Source organism: Lelliottia sp. GFLA7 (genome assembly GCF_056490165.1).
In genome coordinates this window covers 121,556-141,200 of the sequence record NZ_JBWLAQ010000002.1, presented here as the reverse complement: position 1 = coordinate 141,200, position 19,645 = coordinate 121,556, and the positions used below count along the sequence as shown (strand labels likewise).

Genomic DNA, 19,645 nt, shown 5'->3' with positions numbered 1-19,645 from the left:
GCAGATAATATGCGGTGAAAGGAATCACCGCCACTGTCACAGATTCACCGGTTGCGGGTGCCTATTCCGGGGCTCGCACGGTTTTACCGCTGACAACAAACGTCCCCGCGCCCAAATGGTGCAGCGTATTCAATTTGTCCTCATCAAAATGCCAGCGACCCGCCACGAACGCACGTTCGTCGGCCGCCGCTGCGACCACTTCGCCAAACAGGGTGTCGTATTTTTCCGCCGCGGACGTCGCGGGGAGCAGACGGCACTCCATCCACGCCAGACATTTCTCTTCAATCACCGGCAGGCCTAATACCGGGCCGTTGATCGCCGGAATGCCATAGGCGTTGAATTTGTCTTCGTCTCGTCCGCTGACGCTACCTACCGCATACGTCCAGTTGGCTGCCGCCACGCCTGGGATCACGATACCGAATTTCCCGCTGCGCTCGATGAGTTCGCGCGACCACGCGCTTTTGTCCACCACGATGGCGATGCGCGGCGGTTCAAATTCAACGGGCATCGACCAGGCGGCGGCCATCACGTTACGACGATCAATCGTGTCGTCACGGCTGGTGATCATCACCGTCGGGCCGTGATTCAGCAGGCGACTGGCGTGTTTTAACTCGACGGGACGAAAGTGGCTCATAGAAATTCCTTAAAGAGGTTTTAGGGCATTAAACGACTGAATTATGCGTGAAATCAAGTCGCAACATAACCGTCATGCATTCGTCATGTTGCCTGCCTACAGTGTCGGACATTAAATCCCAAAGAGGATAACAATATGTTTACATCTATCACGCTCAATGGCGTTTCCTACGCTTTTGGTGCGAACACGGTATTAAATCAAATCGATCTGCACATTGACGCAGGCAGCGTGGTTGCGCTGCTCGGGCCGTCAGGCTGCGGTAAAAGTACGCTGCTGCGTCTGCTTGCTGGACTCACGCATCCCGCGCAGGGTGAAATCCACTTTGGCGATCGGCTGGTCGCGAAAGCAGGGTGGTCGCTCCCGCCAGAAGCGCGCGATATCGGCATGGTCTTCCAGGATTACGCCCTGTGGCCGCACATGACGGTCGCGCAAAACGTCGCGTTCCCGTTAAAAATGCGCAACGTCAGGCGTCAGGAGTGTGATTCCCGCGTCGCGCAGGCGTTGGCACGCGTTGGACTCAGTGATTTTGCTGACCGTAAACCGGCGGGCTTATCGGGCGGTCAACAACAGCGCGTGGCGCTCGCCCGTGCGATTGTCGCGGAGCCACGCGTACTGCTGTTCGACGAACCGCTTTCCAATCTCGATAGTGAACTGCGTGAATCTCTGTGCCTTGAGATGGCTACGCTGTTGCGCCAGCTCGGGACGACGGCTGTCTATGTCACCCACGATCGCCGGGAGGCTGAAATCCTGGCCGATCGCATCGTGCATTTATCTGCTGGCAGCGTCGCTGCCGATCGTTTGATTTCATCTTCTGGGGAGTTCGCATGAAAAAGTCATTTTCCGCTCAAAAGGGAGTATTGCTCGCAATGGCGCTATCTACCGTCATGATGTCCAGCGCGCATGCGCTGACGGTTTACACCGCAGGGCCAGGATCGCTGGCAAAAAATCTGGCGACCGGTTTCGAAAAGAAAACGGGCGTGAAAGTGGATATTTTCCAGGCGACCACCGGCAAAGTGATGGCGCGTCTGGAAGCCGAACAGGCCAATCCGCAGGCCGATATTTTGATTTCTGCGTCGTGGGACACGGCTGAAGATCTGCATACTCGCGGATGGCTGTTGCCGTATCAGAGCGAAAATGCCGATAAAGTGCCTGCTGAACTGAAGTCAGCCGATTACGTTGCGCAGGGGATCTCTGCGTTGGGGATCGTGTGGAACACCAAAAGCGGGACGCCAGAACCCAAAGAGTGGCAGGATCTGACCACCGATGCGTTCAAAGATAAAGTCACCACGCCGGACCCGGCGCTGTCGGGCGCGTCGCTGGATTTGCTGATCGGTCTGCAAAATGGCATGGGCGACAAAGCCTGGACGCTTTTTCACGAACTGAAGAAGAACGGCATGGTCGTGAGCGGCCCGAACGCACAGGCCGTCACGCCGGTAATGCAGGGTGCAAAAGCCGCCGTGTTTGGCGCGGTCGACTATGTTTCTTATGGCAATATTCATCAGGGCGAATCGCTGAAGGTCATCTTCCCAGCGAGCGGGACGGTGATTGCCCCGCGCCCAATGATGATACTGAAATCGACGCAGCATGCTGACGACGCCAAAGCGTTTGTCGATTACGTCCTGTCACCAGAAGGGCAGTCAATGGTGGCCGACGCCTGGCTGATGCCTGCGCGCGAAGACGTTCAGGCTAAACGCCCGCTGCTGAATGAGCTGAAAATCCTGCCAGTCAAAAATGATGGCAGCAGCGAGCGCAGCGCAATCCTCAAGCGCTTCAACACGCTTTTCTCCCTGTAATTCATCCGACGGGGGCAACCCCGTCTTCAGGATTCCCTCGTGAAACAGCGATTTATTTCGGGTATGACGCTCGCCGTGCTGATGGTTCTGGTGGCGTTTCCGCTCTCCTTTATTCTCTTACAGGCGATTTTCCCGCAGTTTAGCGCCAGATCGCTTTCGGGCGCGTTCAGTGGCGTGAGCACATTACTGGCGGAACCTCAGCTCCCTACGATGCTGGGCGGGACGTTGCAGATTGCAACTGGCGTAGCGCTGGTCAGCGCCGTGATTGGCTTTCCGCTGGGCGTGGCGCGTGGGCTCTTTACTTTGCCGCTGCCACGCCTGTGGGATCTGCTGTTTTTGATTCCATTTTTAACGCCGCCTTATATTGCGGCGCTGTCGTGGATGCTGGTGCTCCAGACCAACGGTTATTTGCAGCAGCTGACGGGTATTAACCTCAACGATCTGCTGTTCAGTAAAACGGGGATTGTGCTAGTGATGGCGCTGAATATTTTCCCGGTTATCTATTTTGCGGTTTCGCGCAGTTTACTGGCGAGTGGACAGCGTCTGGCAATGGTAGCGCGCGTTCACGGAGCAAGTGCCGGAAGGGCGTTCTGGCACATCACGCTGCCGATGCTCTCTCCCGCGCTGGCGGCTGGGATGTTGCTGGCGTTTACGCTGGCCATCGAAGAGTTTGGCGTTCCGGCGGCGCTGGGAACGCGTGCCGGTGTCTTGATGTTGACGACGGATATCGAGAAAAAACTGGCCGACTGGCCGGTTGATCTCTCGGGTGCATCGATGCTGTCGGTGGTGTTGGTGGTGATTGCGCTGTGCGCCTGGGCATTACAGAAAAAGCTGACCGGGCATCATGACGTCACGAGTATTACCGGCAAACCCACGGAAAATAGGGGCGCAGACGCGGGGGCGTTCACGCTGCCGGTTGTGCTGGTGATGGCGCTGGTTGGGGTTGTCGCCGTTATTCTGCCGGGCGCATCAATGGCGCTTTCAGGAATTTTAGGCACGTTGTCGGGTGGTGTGACGGCTGGTAACGTGACGTTGTCACATTATGCGGCGCTGTTTAGCCAGCAGGGCGATGCGCTGTCGGCGCTCGGAACCAGTCTCTCTCTGGCGCTGGGGACCGCCTGTATCACGGGGTGCATCGGACTTCTCGCCTCCTGGCTGGTTGTGGTGCAAAAGATCAAAGGGCGTGGCGTGATTGATGCCTTGTCGCTGATGCCTGCGGCGCTGCCGGGTGTGGTCGTTGGCGTGGGGTTAATCCTGCTGTGGAATCAGCCGTTCTGGACGATTTCGCCCTATAACAGTTGGGTGATTTTGCTGCTTTCCTATTGCTGCCTGCTGCTGCCGTGGCCAGTGCGTTATGTCGGTAGCGCGTTACGTCAGTTGGGCGGTAATCTCGAACCCGCCGCGCGCGTGCATGGTGCGTCGGCGTTTCAGGCACTGCGGTTTATCGTGCTGCCGCTGGTCTCACCAGCATTGCTGGCGGCGATGTTGATGGTGTTTGCGATTGCCTCGCGCGAACTGGTCACTTCGCTGTTGCTGGCGCCTGCCGGAACGCAAACTGTGTCCGTCTTTATCTGGCGTCAGTTTGAGCAAGGCTCGATTGGGCAAGGCATGGCGATGGCGACGCTCACGCTGATGACAGGGCTTATGCTGATGCTCACGGCGCTTGGAATCATGCAGCGCGGTGTTCGTCGCTAAAAAGCACTTTTGCGCCAGTGGCGACGTAAAAATAGGTTATAAAAAGGGGAAATCATTTCAAGGAACCCTATGATGTCCCCATTTCTGAGTGCTTATTTCGCCCGTATCGACTGGCATCAGCCAGCGCAAGTGGATATCGATACCCTGCGTGCGCTGCATTTGCAGCACAACAGCGCTATTCCGTTTGAGAATATTGATGTCGTCCTGCCGCGAGAACTCCATCTGGACGATCAAAACGTCGCGGATAAGCTGATCACCGCCAGACGCGGCGGCTATTGTTTTGAGCAAAATGGACTTTTCGAACGCGTTCTGCGGGAAATCGGTTTTCACGTCCGCAGCGTGTTGGGCCGCGTAGTGCTGTCTAATCCGCCGCAGATGCCACCACGCACGCATCGCCTGTTGTTGGTCGAGTTGAACGGCGAGCGCTGGATTGCCGATGTCGGTTTCGGTGGTCAAACGCTGACGGCACCCATTCGGTTAGTCGCCGGAGAGGAGCAGGCCACGCCGCACGGTTTGTATCGCCTGATGAACGAGGGCAATGACTGGGTGCTGCAGTTCCGCCACCACGATCACTGGCAGTCGATGTATCACTTCGATCTGGTGACGCAGTATTTCAACGATTACGTGATGGGGAATTTTTGGTCCGCCCACTGGCCGCAATCGCACTTCCGTCATCATCTGCTGATGTGTCGACACCTGGCGGATGGCGGAAAATTAACGCTCACCAATTTCCATTTTACCCACTGGCAGGGCACGCATGTTGTCGAGCAGCGCACTCTGGCCAATGCCAGCGAATTGTATGAGTTGATGCAGGAACGATTTGGGCTGGGCGTTAATGATGCGAAACACGGGTTTTCACTTGCTGAGCTGACCGCGGTCATGGCCGGGTTTGAGACCCATCCGCAGGCGGGGAAATAATGCGGTAAGGGGCAAATGCCCCTTAGTCTTTATCCGAGAAGTACCTTTGCCCGCATTCTCACCGCATTGAGTTCATCAGCCGTTGCCTTTCCCTTTTTCACTGCTTTTCGTGCTTGCCAGTCCAGACTCTTTATCTGGTCGGCAAGGGCGACGCTGCGCTGTGCTGCGTTAATAGCGACTTCAAAAGGATATCCCTTAATCTGTGATGTCAGCGGGCAGCACAGCATTAAGCTGGTGCGACCGTTATAGCTCGCCGGTGAAATGACCAATGCCGGTCGATGTCCCGCCTGTTCGTGGCCTGACTGCGGGTCAAAATCAAGCCAGACGATATCACCCGCCTCTGGAACGTAGTCCATTACAACTGCTCCTTACCTTGTGGTTCACCAAAAGTGATTTCGTGGTGCAGATTTTCATCCGTTATCGCCGATAACAGCGATTCGAGCGACGGTTCGTCGTTTCTGACGGGTGACAAAATGATGCGTCCTTCTTCGTCTACGTTGATATTCACCACATCATCAACGTTCAGTTCGGCTTCACGCATAACCGCGACAGGAAGCCTGACGGAAGGGCTGTTTCCCCATTTTTTTACGGTGACTTGTGGCATAAAAAAACTCCAGATGGATATACAATGTATATCCATCATAGAGTCTGCGGGTTTCGCGTGTCAACAATGTCGATACGTGTTGCGACGTCGGGATGTCAACGCCGCGATCTCACCACCTGATATCGACGGGTCAAGTATTCCACCGGCGCGCTCCAGACGTGCACCAGCCGGGTGAAGGGGAAAATCAGAAAGATGGTCATACCCAACACAAGGTGCACGCGAAAAATAGGGGCTACGCCGTCAAGATGAGCGGATGCACCGCCGTGGAAGGTGACTACGCTCTGCGCCCAGTCGACCAGTTTTAACATTTCGCTGCCGTCCGGGTGTTGTGCCGAAAACGGAATCGTTGCCAGCCCCAAAACGCACTGAATCAGCAAGATGCACAGAATCAAAATGTCGGCAGTCGTTGAGGTGGCGCGAATACGTGGATTGGTTAATCGACGTATCAATAACCCCGCGCCGCCAACCAGCGTCAGCACGCCACACACGCCGCCCAAAATCATCGCCATTAACTGTTTTTGCGACATCGGCAGGAACCACGAATAGACCCAGTGCGGGGTCAGCATTCCGAACAGGTGGCCGAAGAAAATCCCCAAAATGCCGATGTGGAACAAATTCGACCACAACACCATGCCGCGCTTATCGAGCATCTGGCTGGACGATGCGCGCCAGGTGTATTGCCCGTAGTCATACCGCAGCCAGCTTCCGATCAGAAATACCGTGCCGCAAATATACGGGTAAATATCGTAAAAAAAGACGTTCAGAAATTGCATCATTTTGGGCCTCCGGCACTGACGTCCACGTATTGAGGCGCGACGTCCTGGCTAAAGCGGCGTTGATATTGCTGCATCGGCGAACTGTCGCAGGCGGTGGCGTTGTCCTCAATAAATTTCACCTGTTCCTCTTCCCAGACCGCGTCCAGCGCCTGGCGAGTGTCATCCCGTTGTTCCGTCGAGACCTGTTTCGTGACACTGTCACTGGTAAACGGGCTTTGGGCAAAGGTCAGCAGGGCATCAAACAGCTGATAATGCGCGACGTCACGCTGTTTCAGCCGTCCGCCTATCAGCGCCAGAATCGGCGCAACGTTTTGCAGGCCTTCCCGCGCTTCAGCGTCTGAAACGAGGCTTAAATATTCCAGATAGAGCGGCAAATAGTCCGGCAGTTCGCGGCAATCGAGCTGCAATCCGGCTTTTTCATATTGACTCATGAGATCGACCATCGCCTGGCCACGATCGCGGGACTCTGCATGAACATGCTCGAACAACAGCAGCGACGTCGAACGACCGCGCTCAAACACTTCGCACCAGTGCGCCTGTTTATCGAGAAGCGACGCCTCAAGATGCTGCTGCGCAAAGGGCAGCAGCATCGGCGCATCCTGGGCGATCAGCGACAGCGCTTCGTCTTTGCTTTCCCACAACGTCTCATCGGGATATTCAATCAGCAGAGCAATGATTTTGAGGATTTTCATTATTCTCCCTCCCCATGTTTGCGCACCTCGTCGATGTTAATGGCGTCAATGCGGCTGCTGTTGAAGAGGTTGAATTTGGTGTCGGAGCCGTGGCAACCGTCGCCGAAAGTAAAGCCGCAGCCGTTTTTCTCCGGGAAGGCATCGCGCGCCATTTCGCGGTGGCTGGTTGGGATCACGAAGCGGTCTTCGTAGTTAGCGATAGCCAGATAGCGGTACATTTCTTCAACCTGTTCCACGCTCAAACCGACTTCGTCAATCGCGCGGGTGTCCGTCACGCCTTCGACGGTTTGCGAACGTTTGTAATGGCGCATCGCCATCATGCGTTTCAGGGCGCGCAGCACCGGGCCGGTGTCACCCGCGCTGAGCATATTCGCCAGGTACTGCACCGGAATGCGCAGGCTCTCGACCGCAGGCAATATGCTGTCGGTTTGCGGCAGACCACCGGCATCGGCATAGGACTGAATTGGGGACAGCGGCGGAACATACCAGACCATCGGAAGGGTGCGGTATTCCGGGTGCAGCGGCAGAGCCAGCTTCCAGTCCATCGCCATTTTGTACACCGGTGAGCGCTGCGCGGCATCAATCACGTTTTGCGGAATGCCCTGTTTAAACGCTTCTTCAATCACTGCCGGGTCGTGCGGGTTCAGGAACACATCGCACTGGCGCTCGTACAGATCGGTTTCATGCTCGGTGCTGGCCGCTTCTTCAATACGATCCGCATCGTACAGCAGCACGCCCAGATAGCGGATACGCCCGACGCAGGTTTCGGAACACACGGTCGGCTGGCCGGATTCAATACGCGGATAGCAGAAGATGCATTTTTCTGACTTGCCGCTTTTCCAGTTGAAGTAGATTTTTTTGTACGGACACCCGCTAATACACATGCGCCAGCCGCGGCATTTGTCCTGGTCGATCAGCACAATGCCGTCCTCTTCGCGCTTGTAGATTGCGCCGCTCGGGCAGGTGGCGACACAGCTTGGGTTCAGGCAGTGTTCACACAAGCGCGGAAGATACATCATGAAGGTATTTTCGAACTGGCCGTACATCTCCTTTTGCATGTTGTCGAAGTTACGGTCGCGTGCGCGTTTCTCGAACTCGCCGCCGAGCAACTCTTCCCAGTTTGGGCCGCCGACGATTTTGTCCATCCGTTTACCGCTGATCAGCGATCGTGGGCGGGCAGTGGGCAGATGATCGCCTTCGGGCGCGCGGTGCAGATCCTGATAGTCAAAGGTAAACGGCTCATAGTAATCGTCGATGCCAGGCAGTGACGGGTTAGCAAAGATTTTGGACAGCACGCCGACGCGTCCGCCGAGGCGCGGCGTCAGTTTGCCGGTTATCCCCCGAACCCAGCCGCCTTGCCACTCCTCCTGGTCTTCCCAGTTTTTCGGATAGCCAATGCCCGGCTTGGTTTCGACGTTGTTAAACCACGCGTATTCCATACCTTCGCGTCCGGTCCAGACGTTTTTACACGTCACCGAACAGGTGTGGCAGCCAATGCATTTGTCGAGATTCAGTACCATGCCGACCTGTGAGCGTATTTTCATTTTTTCGCCTCCTGTACCTGATCCCGACCTTCGCCATCCAGCCAGTTAATATTTTTCATTTTGCGGATCATGATGAACTCGTCGCGGTTTGAGCCGACGGTGCCGTAATAGTTGAAGCTGTAGGCCAACTGGGCGTAACCGCCGATCATGTGCGTCGGTTTCGGGCACACGCGGGTGACCGAGTTATGAATGCCGCCACGTCGCCCGGTCACTTCGGATCCCGGAATGTTCAGAATGCGCTCCTGGGCGTGGTACATCATGGTCATGCCTGGCGGTACGCGCTGGCTGACGACGGCGCGGGCGGTGAGGGCGCCGTTAGCATTGAAGGCCTCGATCCAGTCGTTGTCCTCAATGCCTAACTCACGGGCGTCCGTTTCGCTGATCCACACAATCGGCCCGCCGCGCGACAGGGTTTGCATCAGTAGGTTTTCACTGTAGGTGGAGTGAATGCCCCATTTCTGGTGCGGCGTCAGGAAATTCAGCGCTTTTTCCGGGAAACCGTTCGGTGGGATCTCGCGCATGTGCGTCACGCTGCGGGTATCAATCGGCGGACGATAGGCCACCAGGCTTTCGCCGAAGGCACGCATCCATTGATGATCCTGATACAGCTGTTGGCGTCCGGAAAGCGTGCGCCATGGAATGAGTTCATGAACGTTGGTGTATCCGGCGTTATAGGAAACGTGTTCACTTTCGATGCCTGACCATGTCGGGCTGGAGATGATTTTACGCGGCTGCGCCTGAATATCACGGAAGCGAATTTTTTCGTCTTCTTTATTCAGCGCCAGATGCGCGTGTTCGCGCCCGGTGAATTCACTGAGCGCTTCCCAGGCTTTTACCGCCACATGGCCGTTGGTTTCCGGGGCGAGGGCGAGAATCACTTCAGACGCATCTATCGCGGTATCGATCCGCGGACGCCCTTTCGCCGGGCCGTCCAGCTTGACGTAGTTCAGCTTGCCGAGGAAATCGATCTCGGTTTGCGTGTTCCACGAAATGCCTTTCCCGCCGTTACCGAGTTTGTCCATCAGCGGGCCAAGCGCGGTAAACCGTTCATACGTTTGTGGATAATGACGCTCAATCACGGCGATATTGGGCGCGGTTTTGCCGGGGATCAGATCGCATTCGCCCTTGCGCCAGTCCTGGATATCAAACGGCTGGGATAATTCCGCCGGGGAGTCGTGCTGCAAGGGTTGTAGCACCACGTCCGTTTCGGTCCCCAGATGGCCAACGCACACTTCAGAGAACACTTTCGCCAGCCCTTTATAAATCTCCCAGTCGCTGCGCGACTCCCAGGCAGGGTCAACCGCCGCTGAAAGCGGGTGAATAAACGGATGCATATCCGAGGTATTCATGTCGTCTTTTTCGTACCAGGTGGCGGTTGGTAAGACGATGTCGGAGAACAGACAGGTGCTGGACATGCGGAAATCGAGCGTCACCAGCAGATCTAACTTGCCTTCGATGGCGGCGGTTTGCCACTCCACCTCTTCAGGTTTGACGTCATCCGTTGAACCGAGATCGTCGCCCTGAATGCCGCTCTCGGTACCAAGGAGATACTTGAGCATGTACTCGTGGCCTTTCCCGGATGATCCCAGCAAATTCGAGCGCCAGACAAACAGATTGCGCGGATGGTTTTTACCGTTATCCGGCTGTTCGCAGGCAAAGCGAACATCGCCAGATTTGAGCGCCTGAACGGTGTAATCCTGTGGCGACATACCCGCTGCGTCGGCACGCGCTTTGATATGCAGCGGATTAACATCAAGCTGTGGGGCGGAGGGCAGCCAGCCCATTCGTTCAGCCCGCACGTTGAAATCGATCAGATGCCCGGTAAATTTCGACGCATCGGCGAGGGGAGAAAGCAATTCCTGCGCGGTGAGTTTTTCGTAGCGCCACTGGCTGGCATGATTGTAGAAAAAGGATGTGCTGTTCATCTGGCGCGGCGGACGGTGCCAGTCCAGGGCAAACGCCAGCGGCAGCCAGCCGGTTTGCGGACGCAATTTTTCCTGGCCGACGTAGTGCGACCAGCCGCCCCCACTTTTGCCGACGCAGCCGCAGAAAACCAGCATGTTGATCATCCCGCGGTAGTTCATGTCCATGTGATACCAGTGGTTCACACCGGCACCCAAAATGATCATCGAACGGCCGTGGGTTTTATTCGCGGTGTCAGCAAACTCGCGGGCAATTTGTTCAATATGCCGACGCGGAACCCCCGTAATTTGCTCGCCCCAGGCGGGGGAATAGGCCTTCACCTCGCTGTAATCCTTAACCGCGTTTTCATCATCAAGACCGCGGTCGAGGCCGTAATTCGCCAGGACCAGATCGTACACGCTGGCGACCTGTTGCTGGCGTCCGTCCGCCAGCGTCAGAATTTTGGACGGCACTTTGCGGATCAGCACCGGCTCTTGCTTCACGCTGCGGAAATGCGGATTTTCGTTGCCGCCGAAATAGGGGAACGCCACGTTAGCGACGCTATCGTGCGTGATCAGCAGGGACAGCGTTAGCTCGATTTCATGACCCGCCGCCACCGGTTCGAGGTTCCATTTCCCTTTTTCGCCCCAGCGGAAACCAATCGAACCGTTCGGCGCGACCAGCCCACCGGCGATATCAAACGCAACGGTTTTCCATTCAGGGTTATTTTGCTCGCCCAGCCCCTCGGCCAGATCCGATGCGCGCAGCATTCGGCCCGGCAACAGGCTGCCGTCTTCGCGTTCATCAAGCATCACCAGCATTGGCATGTCGGTGTAACGGCGACAGTAATTGAGAAAATATTCGCTCGGATTATCGAGGTGGAACTCTTTGAGGATCACATGGCCCATCGCCATGGCCAGCGCGCTGTCGGTGCCTTGCTTCGGGGCCAGCCACTGGTCGCTGAGTTTCGCGACTTCCGAAAAATCGGGAGTTATTGCGATAGTTTTGGTGCCTTTGTAACGCACTTCGGTAAAGAAGTGGGCATCCGGCGTACGCGTCTGCGGAACGTTAGAACCCCAGGCAATGATGTAGCTGGAGTTATACCAGTCGGCGGACTCTGGGACATCGGTTTGCTCACCCCAGGTCATCGGTGACGCAGGGGGGAGATCGCAATACCAGTCGTAAAAGCTCAGGCACGTTCCGCCGAGCAGGGAGAGATAGCGCGTGCCTGCCGCGTAAGAGACCATCGACATCGCCGGAATGGGTGAGAAACCGGCGACCCGATCCGGGCCGTAGTGTTTGATGGTCCAGACGTTAGCGGCGGCGATCAGTTGATTCAGCTCTTTCCAGTTAGAGCGGATAAAGCCGCCGTGCCCGCGCGCCTGTTTATAGCTTTGGGTTTTTTGCGGGTCGCTCATAATAGCGTTCCACGCCAGGACCGGATCGCTGTGTTGGCCCAGCGCCTCACGCCAGAGTTCGATCAGCTTGCGGCGGACCAGGGGATATTTCAGGCGGTTGGCGCTGTAGAGATACCAGGAGTAACTCGCGCCTCGCGGGCATCCGCGCGGTTCGTGATTGGGCAGGTCAGGGCGAGTACGGGGATAATCGGTCTGCTGGACTTCCCAGGTCACCAGACCATTTTTGACGTAGATTTTCCAGCTACAGGAGCCAGTGCAGTTGACGCCGTGAGTCGAACGCACAATTTTGTCAAACTGCCAGCGCTGGCGATAACTGTCTTCCCAGTCGCGGTTGGTGTGATACACCTGCCCGTGTCCGTCGGCGAAAGTCTCGCCTTTTTGTTTGAAGTAGCGAAAGCGATCCAACAGTTTACTCATGACGTTTCTCCTGACGGAGCGACTCCTGCCCCGTGGTTACACTGCTCACAAAGTGTCGAACTGGATTGTTATGATTTGACGTGCTTTTGCCGACGGCCGTAGACCAGCCAGGTCACCAGCACGCAGACGATATAGAACACAAGGAAGACTTTCATCGCGCCCACCGGCGAACCGGTCATGGCGAGGGATGTGCCGAATGCTTTGGGAATGAAGAAGCCCCCGACCGCGCCGATGGCAGAGATAAACCCGAGGGCCGCCGCGGTATCGGTAACCGCTTCCTGCTGGGCTTGTTCTTCCGAACCGCCGCGCAGTTTTACCTTGTAGACTGTGATTTGTCGGAAGATGACGGCAATCATCTGGAAGGTGGACCCGCTGCCTAGCCCGGCTGTCAGAAACAGGCCCATAAAGACCAGATAAAAAGCGGTAAAGTTTCCGGAACCCGTTCCTGGAAGCGTCAGGAACAGCAGGGCGCTGAACAGGGCCATGAAAACAAAATTCACCAGTGTGACGCGCACGCCGCCGAGTTTGTCCGACACCACGCCACCCGCCGAACGCGCCAGCGCACCTATTAACGGGCCGAAGAAGGCGAGGTGCAGAATATTCACGTCCGGGAACTGCGTTTTTGACAGCATCGCAAACCCGGCTGAAAAGCCGATAAACGAGCCGAATGTCGCCAGATAGAGCAGACTGAGCAGCCATAAATGTGGCTGTTTCAGTACCGGCAACTGGCTGGCAATGGATGCTTTTGAACTGGCGATATCGTTCATACCAAAAAATGCGGCGAGCGTTGCGAGGAACAGCAGCGGTGCCCATATCCACGCGGCGTTGGCCAGCGCGAGCGTGGATCCGTCATCCTGGAGCACACCGTGAACGCCCAGGAAGGAAAACATCGGTAAGAAAATCACCACCGGCGCGACCATTTGCATCACGCTGACGCCCAGATTACCCAGCCCGCCGTTAATCCCCAGGGCGCTACCTTGTTTCGATTTGGGGAAGAAAAAGCTGATGTTACCCATGCTGGAGGCGAAGTTGGCACCGGCAAATCCACACAGCAGCGCAATGGTGATAAACACCCAATACGGCGTGGTGCTATCCTGAACGGCGATCCCCAGCCAGACGCAGGGAATAATCAAAATAACCGTGCTAAATAGTGTCCAGTAACGGCCACCAAATATCGGCACCATAAAAGAATAAGGTACGCGTAATATGGCACCGGAAAGGGAAGGAAGGGCGGTTAACATAAAAAGCTGATCGGTTGTGAAATTAAAACCGACTTTATTGAGATTTACCGCAACGGCGCTAAATAACATCCATACGCAGAAAGCCAGTAACAGACAGGCGACGGAAATCCACAGGTTTCGTCGTGCGATATATTTGCCTTTGTTCTCCCAAAATTCCGCGTTTTCAGGTTTCCAGTTACTTAAGAGGTAATGATTGTTCTTCTCACTTTTTTGTGACATATCGCCCTCGTACTGACCCATATCGTAGAGAAAAGGAAAGTGAAAACAGACAGTTGCTTTAAAGTGTGACTTTGTGAAATTTTGGGATGTTTTGAGATACGTCTGAAGGATAGATAAAAAAGCGAACCCCTGTGATTATAAGGGACATGGGAATTCGCTTTAAGTGTTACTAATTGTAAAACTTAACAATCTTAATACTCCATAAGAAGTATTAAACCAACTCAAGTGTTATTGCTTTATCCAGATGCTGATTAAATGCGGCATCATCGATTTCCGGCATACCCAGAACATAAATACCATCCAGGCCGCAAACCAGACCGATCAAACGCCAGGCAATATTTTCAGGGCGGTCCTTTAAAATAAAAGCATTGTCAGCAGCACCTGCGCGAATAATTGCGACCGTTTCCTGGTGCCACATTTCCATTGTTAATACATAAGCGCCTTTCAGTTCCGGATCGCGAGTGGCCAGGAACTGCGCTTCGCGCCAGAGGCGGATGTAGGGTTCAAGTCTGCCTTCATCGCTACCGAGCATGCCGTGGAGTCGGTCGCGCCAGCTGGCACCCTCAGGCACTACGTCGGCATCCAGCAGGGCACGAATCAGGTGGATAAATGACTGTGATTTTAACTCGCCGATGCTGGCGAAATGATGGTGAACCTGTCCGGCGGAGACGTGTGCCTCAGCGGCAATCCGCCTGACTGTCATCCCGCTAAACCCTTCATCCAGCGCCACCCGCATGGCGGCGTGAAGGATAGCTTCTCTGCGTTCGTCCTTGCTTAGATAGGTCATTTCTCATCACTCTCAATGGTAACGAAACGAGTGTAACAAAAAGCTGGACACGCGTTCAACTTTCCGTAGGATCGCATCCTGGACGTGTGTCCAGAAAAGGTAAAAAAAGGATCTTTATGTTTCGTCAGTGGTTAGCGTTAGTGATTATCGTGCTGGTGTATATCCCGGTGGCGATTGACGCAACGGTGCTGCATGTCGCCGCACCGACATTGAGCATGACGCTCGGAGCCAGCGGCAACGAATTGCTGTGGATTATTGATATTTATTCGCTGGTGATGGCCGGTATGGTGTTGCCGATGGGCGCGCTGGGCGATCGCATCGGCTTTAAAAAACTGCTCATGCTCGGCAGTGTGTTATTTGGGTTGTCATCGCTGGCCGCCGCGTTTTCCCCAACAGCAGGCTGGCTTATCGCTGCGCGTGCGTCGCTGGCGATTGGCGCCGCGATGATTATTCCGGCAACGCTTGCGGGGATCCGCACGCTGTTTACCGAACCTCGTCACCGTAATATTGCCCTCGGCGTGTGGGCAGCGGTGGGATCGGGCGGTGCGGCTTTTGGTCCGCTGGTTGGCGGCATTCTGCTGGAGCATTTCTACTGGGGTTCGGTCTTTTTGATCAACGTCCCGATTGTGATTGTGGTTGTCGCCCTTGCTGCTCGCCTCGTCCCGAAACAGCAGGGCCGTCCTGAGCAACCGCTGAATATTAGCCATGCGCTGATGCTGATCGTCGCGATTTTGCTGTTGGTCTACAGCGCCAAAACAGCGTTGAAAGGGGCGCTTTCGCCGTGGCTGGTTGCGGGGACATTATTGACGGGCGCGGTGATGCTGTTTGTTTTTGTGCGTATTCAGTTGCGCGCCAGCACGCCGATGATCGACATGCGCCTGTTTTGCAATCGCATCATTTTAAGCGGCGTTGTGATGGCGATGACGGCCATGATCGCGCTGGTGGGTTTTGAACTGCTGATGGCGCAGGAGTTGCAGTTTGTCCACGGTTTCACGCCGTTTGAAGCGGGCAAGTTTATGCTGCCGGTGATGGTCGCCAGCGGATTCAGTGGACCGATTGCTGGCGTGCTGGTGGGACGACTGGGGTTGCGGATCGTGGCGGCGGGCGGCATGGGATTGAGTGCGGTGAGTTTCATTGGATTATCGATGCTCGACTTCAGCACGCAGCAGTGGCAAGCGTGGAGCCTGATGGTACTGCTGGGCTTTAGCGCCGCCAGTGCACTGTTGGCATCCACATCCGCCATCATGGCTGCCGCACCTAAAGAGAAGGCGGCAGCAGCGGGTGCGATTGAAACCATGTCCTATGAGCTGGGCGCGGGGTTAGGCATCGCCATTTTTGGTCTGCTGTTAACCCGCAGCTTCTCGGCGTCGATTGTGTTGCCGCAAGGCTTAAACAACATGCTGGCGGAAAAAGCGTCGTCATCCATTGGTGAAGCCGTGAAAGTGGCCCAGGATTTGACGCCAACGCTGGCCGACTCGGTCATTGAATCCGCAAAAGCCGCGTTTATCACCTCACACAGCGTGGCATTAGGGAGCGCAGGCGGGATGTTGTTGATCCTTGCGATCGGGATTTGGTTTAGCCTGGCGAAAGTGAAAGAGTAGTCATCCACCCGGCGGCGCGAAGCATGCCGGGTATCACTCATTGTCTTTATCGAGGTGTACATCCTGTTGCAAATCGAGCAGTGAGGTTACGCCGTCAGCGAACAGCTTTTATCCATCGCTTCGATTTCCGTTCCGCTAAAACGCGCGTATTGTCCGGTCAGTCGCCAAAACGCGGGCTGCGTTTCAGTATAGATCTCGGCGGCTAACACCAGTCGACGGCGTTCATCTTCACTCAGCTCCAGCAATGTCCACGGGACAAAATAGCGTTCCGTTGGCGTCAGTTCGTACCAGAGCGGGCAGCCGCAACCGGGACAAAACCAGCGTTCACCGCGTGCCGACGAAGAGAAGTGCGAAGGGGCGATTGAACCTTGTTCCACCGCTGGCGCGCCTGCGGTTTCCAGATACATGGCAATCCCCCCCGACCATTTCTGGCACGTCGTACAGTGGCAGGCATACACATCCAGATTTTCAATGTTGACGCTGAAATGGCTCATCCCACACAAACAGCGTCCGGTATAGCGTTGCATGGCGTACTCCTTTATCACGCCAGATGACCGCGAACAAAAAAGCCAGCCACGAGGGCTGGCCTTTTTAACTCACAAATTCTTAGAACTGGTAGGTCAGGCCCAGTGCAACGATGTTATCGGTAGCGATTTTCGCATCGTTGGTGAATTTGGTGTCGTCCAGCAGGTTGATTTTGTAATCAACGTAGGTGGACATGTTTTTGTTGAAGTAGTAGCTCGCGCCCAGTTCGATGTACTCAACCAGATCCTGGTCACCGTAAGTCTCGATATCTTTACCTTTTGACTTCAGGTAAGCGATCGACGGACGCAGGCCGAAATCGAACTGGTACTGAGCAACCATTTCAAAGTTCTGCGCTTTGTTAGCAATATGCTTGTCGCCGAAGACCGTCATGTTGCGGGTTTCGGAGTAGGTGGTTGCCAGATAGATGTTGTTCGCATCGTATTTCAGGCCAGCCGCCCACACTTCAGCGTTATCGCCAGACGCATTCAGAACGCTCTGCGCTGCGTAACGTACCTGATCGTCAGTACGGTCAGCTTTTGCGTAGGTTGCGCCCACGCCGAAGCCGTCGAATTCATAAGTTGAAGAAAGACCCCAGCCGTCGCCGTTCGCTTTGGTGACGTCGTCACGGTCGTTTTTACCCTGGTACTGTGCAGCCACGTTCAGGCCGTCAACCAGACCGAAGAAGTCCTGGTTACGGTAGGTTGCTACGCCGGTGGTACGGCCGGTCATGAACACGTCAGTCTGAGTCCAGGTGTCTCCGCCGTATTCTGGCAGTACGTCGGTCCATGCGCCGATGTCGTAAGCCACGCCGTAGTTACGACCGTAGTCGAAAGAACCGAATTCGTTGAATTTCAGACCTGCGAATGCCAGACGGGTTTTGTTGCCTTTGTCACCGTTGGTTTCGTCGTTGTTGCCTTTGAACTCATATTCCCACTGGCCAAAGCCGGTCAGCTGGTCGTTGATCTGCGTTTCACCTTTGAAGCCCAGACGTACATAAGTTTTGTCGCCGTCGTTGTCGGTGTCATCAGAGAAGTAGTGCAGGCCGGTCACTTTACCGTACAGATCCAGCTTGTTACCGTCTTTGTTGAATACTTCTGCTGCATTTACCGCACCTGCTGCCAACAGGGTAGTCACTGCCACTGCAACTAATTTAAGTTTCATTTTTAATAATCCTTATAATTTTCTTTAAGCATGTCCTGAGCCATTGCTAAACAATTTATCAACGAAGTGGTTTGTCAACGGCATGCTATTTTTAAGAATCTTGTAGTGTTCTTTCAATAATAAGTTTCAAGATATTACCTTTAATTTCAATTAGTGTGACGAAGATCCTGTTATATACCCTAAAATTACCGGTATCGGTTATTTATTATTCTGCACTCACTTATTTCCCGCTTATGATAATTAATGAATTTATAGTTTCATCGTGGTTTTGTTACCTTTGGTTATTATCTGTTATTTCGGAGGGTTGATATTCAATAGTTACTCGCGAGGGTGAATAATCAACGACTTGCGTCATATCGAACAGGTATTTTCGCACTGTTCAGTATTGTACTATTGCATGTCTAGTTATTTCTTGCGGGAATAATAGGCGGTCATTAATACCGGTAAGTTGTCAGTTTCTGTCAGTAATAATGTAAGAGGACGTTTCGAACGGGGGAAATATAACCAGAATGTGAATGCAGGCACGAGCGGATAAATGAATATTTTGACGCACGATCACAAATATTTAACCGTCATATCTGCGCGGAAGATTTCTCCTCCGCGCGTATCGTTTATTGTTGCTTATTATGGGTCGCGTACCAGCACAGCAGCGACCCTGCGCAGACCATCAGCGCGCCTTGCCAGAAAGAGAACGAAAGCGGGGCGTTAAGCAGTACAGCGGCAAGCGCGGCGGAAAGCACAGGTGTGAAATAGGAAACAGTCGCCAGTACCGACACGTTACCGTGCAGAATGCCGATATTCCAGGAGGCATAACCAAAACCCAGCGCCACGCCGCACATTAACAGCTTGATCACCACGGGCAGGCTAAAGACCATTTCAGGCTGATCGCTGAACAGATATTTCAGCCACAGCGCCAGCGCCGTGAGTAACACAAACAGCGTGATCCCATTGTGTCCTTTGGCATATTTACTGGTGACGGTGCAGTATGCCGCCCAGATAAATGCGCCCGCAAACGCCAGGCCATAACTCAACGGATTAGAGACGACGTTGCTGATAATTTCATCGAGATGCAGCCCTTGCTCGCCGCCTAAAACCCATCCCACGCCGAGTAACGAAATCAGTAATCCGGGGATTACCCATAAATTCGTTTTTTGCCCATTGAACACGATCGCAAAGACAATCGTCAGGCTCGGCCAGAGATAATTCACCATCCCGACTTCGATTGCCTGATGGCGATTACTGGCATAACCCAACGACAGCGCCAGGCATATTTCGTAGCTGACAAACAGCACGCTGCCGGCAATAAGATAGCGCGGCGGAAAACGTTTCAGATTGGGAAATCCAACGGTCACTAAACAAAGTAATCCACTGAGCGTGTAGATCATTGCCGCGCCACCCACGGGCCCGAGCCCTTCACTGACACCGCGAATCAACCCCACCATTGTGCTCCATAAGACAATCGCGGCGAGGCCAATCAGTGTTGCTCTTTTCCTGTCCATTACATTCCCAAAGACCTGTCATTAAGGGGCAAATTTATAGCATTTTTTCAGAGGTTTTCGCTAACCAATCAGCAACTTCCTCATCCCAAAGGATTATTTAAACTCACCAGAGGCGACTATTAAGGGGGCGAAGATGGTTGAGATTGATTTGACGCAAAAAATGCAGGGGTATAGCTGATAGTTTGCGGCGCGAAGACTCATTTCTATCACGAGGAACGC

Annotated in this window: 17 protein-coding genes; 5 read left to right on the top strand and 12 right to left on the bottom strand. The window is 54.5% G+C overall.

Annotated elements, in window-relative coordinates; all coding sequences use genetic code 11:
- Positions 1 to 61: 61 nt before the first annotated feature.
- Positions 62 to 634 carry a flavin reductase family protein gene (locus AC07RN_RS06120; protein WP_133630260.1) on the bottom strand — a complete coding sequence of 191 codons (573 nt, stop codon included), beginning with the start codon at positions 632 to 634 and terminating at the stop codon, positions 62 to 64.
- Between the two features lie 135 nt (positions 635 to 769).
- On the opposite strand from AC07RN_RS06120, the gene AC07RN_RS06115 reads away from it, so the two are divergent.
- From AC07RN_RS06115 to nhoA, 4 genes are all read left to right on the top strand, one after another.
- The gene (locus tag AC07RN_RS06115) at positions 770 to 1,462 is read left to right on the top strand and encodes an ABC transporter ATP-binding protein (protein ID WP_478335883.1); all 693 of its coding nucleotides are present in this window, start codon (positions 770 to 772) and stop codon (positions 1,460 to 1,462) included.
- Positions 1,459 to 2,427, top strand: coding sequence for an ABC transporter substrate-binding protein (locus AC07RN_RS06110; RefSeq protein ID WP_478335882.1), 969 nt, complete (start codon positions 1,459 to 1,461; stop codon positions 2,425 to 2,427). The genes AC07RN_RS06115 and AC07RN_RS06110 overlap by 4 nt, the downstream gene beginning before the upstream one ends.
- A 39-nt stretch (positions 2,428 to 2,466) precedes the next feature.
- Entirely contained in the window at positions 2,467 to 4,122 is a 1,656-nt protein-coding gene (locus AC07RN_RS06105) for an ABC transporter permease (RefSeq protein WP_478335881.1), read from the top strand.
- Positions 4,123 to 4,194: 72 nt separating this feature from the next.
- Positions 4,195 to 5,040, top strand: a complete 846-nt coding sequence (nhoA, locus tag AC07RN_RS06100; protein WP_478336277.1) for an N-hydroxyarylamine O-acetyltransferase — start codon at positions 4,195 to 4,197, stop codon at positions 5,038 to 5,040.
- 29 nt (positions 5,041 to 5,069) lie between these two features.
- Here the strand turns inward: nhoA and mazF are convergent, their stop codons facing one another.
- The 8 genes from mazF to AC07RN_RS06060 form a co-directional block, all read right to left on the bottom strand.
- A complete protein-coding gene (gene mazF / locus AC07RN_RS06095; RefSeq protein ID WP_012017458.1) occupies positions 5,070 to 5,396 on the bottom strand; it encodes an endoribonuclease MazF in 327 nt (108 codons plus the stop codon).
- Entirely contained in the window at positions 5,396 to 5,644 is a 249-nt protein-coding gene (locus AC07RN_RS06090; protein ID WP_012017457.1) for an AbrB/MazE/SpoVT family DNA-binding domain-containing protein, read from the bottom strand. The genes mazF and AC07RN_RS06090 overlap by 1 nt, the downstream gene beginning before the upstream one ends.
- A 95-nt stretch (positions 5,645 to 5,739) precedes the next feature.
- The gene (narI, locus tag AC07RN_RS06085; RefSeq protein ID WP_012017456.1) at positions 5,740 to 6,420 is read right to left on the bottom strand and encodes a respiratory nitrate reductase subunit gamma; all 681 of its coding nucleotides are present in this window, start codon (positions 6,418 to 6,420) and stop codon (positions 5,740 to 5,742) included.
- On the bottom strand, positions 6,417 to 7,112 hold the full coding sequence (narW, locus tag AC07RN_RS06080; protein ID WP_449554435.1) for a nitrate reductase molybdenum cofactor assembly chaperone: 696 nt from the start codon (positions 7,110 to 7,112) through the stop codon (positions 6,417 to 6,419). Before narW ends, narI begins: the two co-directional genes overlap by 4 nt.
- A complete protein-coding gene (gene narH, locus AC07RN_RS06075; RefSeq protein WP_235135659.1) occupies positions 7,112 to 8,656 on the bottom strand; it encodes a nitrate reductase subunit beta in 1,545 nt (514 codons plus the stop codon). The genes narW and narH overlap by 1 nt, the downstream gene beginning before the upstream one ends.
- Positions 8,653 to 12,393, bottom strand: coding sequence for a nitrate reductase subunit alpha (locus AC07RN_RS06070; RefSeq protein WP_478335880.1), 3,741 nt, complete (start codon positions 12,391 to 12,393; stop codon positions 8,653 to 8,655). The genes narH and AC07RN_RS06070 overlap by 4 nt, the downstream gene beginning before the upstream one ends.
- A 68-nt stretch (positions 12,394 to 12,461) precedes the next feature.
- The gene (locus tag AC07RN_RS06065; RefSeq protein WP_478335879.1) at positions 12,462 to 13,853 is read right to left on the bottom strand and encodes a NarK family nitrate/nitrite MFS transporter; all 1,392 of its coding nucleotides are present in this window, start codon (positions 13,851 to 13,853) and stop codon (positions 12,462 to 12,464) included.
- Between the two features lie 211 nt (positions 13,854 to 14,064).
- Positions 14,065 to 14,640: a TetR family transcriptional regulator gene (locus AC07RN_RS06060; protein ID WP_478335878.1), complete on the bottom strand. Its 576-nt coding sequence runs from the start codon at positions 14,638 to 14,640 to the stop codon at positions 14,065 to 14,067.
- A gap of 116 nt (positions 14,641 to 14,756) precedes the next feature.
- Here AC07RN_RS06060 and AC07RN_RS06055 point away from each other — a divergent pair, with 116 nt between their 5' ends.
- Positions 14,757 to 16,241 carry a SmvA family efflux MFS transporter gene (locus AC07RN_RS06055; RefSeq protein ID WP_478335877.1) on the top strand — a complete coding sequence of 495 codons (1,485 nt, stop codon included), beginning with the start codon at positions 14,757 to 14,759 and terminating at the stop codon, positions 16,239 to 16,241.
- Positions 16,242 to 16,327: 86 nt separating this feature from the next.
- On the opposite strand, the gene AC07RN_RS06050 is transcribed toward AC07RN_RS06055, so the two are convergent.
- From AC07RN_RS06050 to yddG, 3 genes are all read right to left on the bottom strand, one after another.
- Positions 16,328 to 16,768 (bottom strand): GFA family protein, encoded by a 441-nt coding sequence (locus AC07RN_RS06050; RefSeq protein WP_235135654.1) that lies wholly within the window; start codon positions 16,766 to 16,768, stop codon positions 16,328 to 16,330.
- A 79-nt stretch (positions 16,769 to 16,847) separates the two neighbouring features.
- A complete protein-coding gene (gene ompC, locus AC07RN_RS06045; protein ID WP_478335876.1) occupies positions 16,848 to 17,927 on the bottom strand; it encodes a porin OmpC in 1,080 nt (359 codons plus the stop codon).
- A 611-nt stretch (positions 17,928 to 18,538) separates the two neighbouring features.
- Positions 18,539 to 19,426, bottom strand: coding sequence for an aromatic amino acid DMT transporter YddG (gene yddG / locus AC07RN_RS06040; protein ID WP_478335875.1), 888 nt, complete (start codon positions 19,424 to 19,426; stop codon positions 18,539 to 18,541).
- Positions 19,427 to 19,645 lie beyond the last annotated feature (219 nt).